3 protein-coding genes are annotated in these 1,626 nt (G+C 75.3%); 2 read left to right on the top strand and 1 reads right to left on the bottom strand.

Going from position 1 to position 1,626, the window contains the following annotated elements:
• Nucleotides 1–14 precede the first annotated feature (14 nt).
• On the top strand, nt 15–164 hold the full coding sequence (locus tag G6556_RS20055) for a hypothetical protein (protein WP_346775008.1): 150 nt from the start codon (nt 15–17) through the stop codon (nt 162–164).
• Between the two features lie 56 nt (nt 165–220).
• On the opposite strand, the gene G6556_RS18715 is transcribed toward G6556_RS20055, so the two are convergent.
• Complete coding sequence (locus G6556_RS18715; RefSeq protein ID WP_166944642.1) at nt 221–1,054, bottom strand: class I SAM-dependent methyltransferase; 834 nt, start codon at nt 1,052–1,054, stop codon at nt 221–223.
• Between the two features lie 247 nt (nt 1,055–1,301).
• On the opposite strand from G6556_RS18715, the gene rpsT reads away from it, so the two are divergent.
• Nucleotides 1,302–1,562: a 30S ribosomal protein S20 gene (gene rpsT / locus G6556_RS18710; protein WP_147796102.1), complete on the top strand. Its 261-nt coding sequence runs from the start codon at nt 1,302–1,304 to the stop codon at nt 1,560–1,562.
• Nucleotides 1,563–1,626 lie beyond the last annotated feature (64 nt).

Here is a 1,626-nt window from a genome sequence, read left to right as displayed (position 1 = left end):
CGCAGACCGCGGGGGTGGGGGGCGCGCCGGTGACGGTCGCGGGCCCGGCCCGCGCGCTCGCCCTGCTGCTGTGGGGCCGCACCACGGCCGCGGACCCGGCGCTGACCGTCTCCGGCGACCGCGCGGCGCTCGACGCGGCCCTCGGCCGGCCGCTCACCCCCTGACCCCCGGCCTCGGCGGGCGTTCCCGGCACGCGGAGGGCCCGCGCGCCGTGCGGACGTCAGCCCGGCTTCGTCGCCGTCAGCGCGAACGTGAGCGGGAGCCGGTCGCCGCCGTCCGGGAGGGCCCAGCTGCCGTCCCCCGTCGGCACCATGCCGGGCAGCGCGCGCCACGGGAGGGTGCGGTGCTCGGCGATGGCCGCGAGCCGCAGCCCCGCGCCGAGCAGCGCCTGCACGATCTCGGCCAGCCCGTGCTGCCACTCGTAGGTGTCCCGGGCGTCCTCGGGGACCGCTCCCCCCGCGTAGGTCGACGCGTGCCGGAGGTGCCGCGGCGCGCCGCCGAAGTACGGCTGCGTCAGCACCAGCGCCCCGTCGGTGCGGTCCGGGTCGAGGGCGTAGACGACCGGGTGCGCCTCGCGCACGAAGAACGTGCCGCCCGGGCGCAGCAGCCCAGCCACCACGCGCGCCCAGACGTCCAGGTCGGGCAGCCAGCACAGCGCGCCGATGCCCGTGCAGACGACGTCGAACCGGTCGGCGCACACGTCGAGGGCGTCCGCGACGTCGCTCTCCAGGAAGGTCGCCGGGAGCCCCGACCGTGCCGCGAGGTCCCGGGCGGCCGCGATCGAGGCCGGGGACAGGTCGATCCCGGTCACGCGCGCCCCGAGCCGCGCCCAGGACAACGTGTCGAGCCCGATGTGGCACTGCAGGTGCACGAGGTCGAGCCCGGCCGGCGACCCGCCGGGCAGGTGCGGCGCCAGCGCGGCGAGGTCGTCGCGGACCACCGAGGTGATCCGGTCGGGGTCGGCCACGAAGGCGTCCGCCCCGTAGGCGACGAGGTGGGCGGGGACGACGGCGTCCCAGCTCCGCCGGTTCACGGCGACGGCGTCCCTGCTCATGGGCCGCACCCTAGGCTCGGGCCTGCGGCCGCGACGAGGACTTTCGGGCCCGTCCGCCGCCCCTACCCCGGGCTTCGTGCGGCGGCCGCTGTCCTGGTAGTCTTGTCAGTCGCGTGTCCGCCCGGGTCGGCGGGCACAAGTCCGGTTCCTCTCCGCGGGTGTCCCCACGCCCCAGTCCCGGCGCCGGACGCGCCCTCTACGACCTTGTTCCTCTCGCTCCGGCGAACACACGAAGAGAGTCCACACCGTGGCCAACATCAAGTCCCAGATGAAGCGCATCCGCACCAACGAGAAGGCGCGCCTGCGTAACAAGGCTGTCAAGTCCGAGCTGAAGACGTTCGTGCGCCGCGTGCGCGAGGCCGTCGCCGGTGGCGACAAGGACGCCGCGGGCGTCGCGCTCGTCGCCGCGTCGAAGAAGCTCGACAAGGCCGTCTCGAAGGGCGTCATCCACGCCAACCAGGCCGCCAACAAGAAGTCGGCGCTGGCGAAGTCGGTCAACGCGCTCTGACGCGACCGTAGCCTTCACGAAGGGCGCCACCCTCTCCACGGGGTGGCGCCCTTCGTGAAGGCTA

Source organism: Cellulomonas sp. IC4_254, from assembly GCF_011603975.1.
Taxonomy (GTDB): Bacteria; Actinomycetota; Actinomycetes; order Actinomycetales; family Cellulomonadaceae; genus Cellulomonas.
Note: the sequence above shows the minus strand (reverse complement) of the source record. Positions and strands in the feature narration are given on the sequence as shown.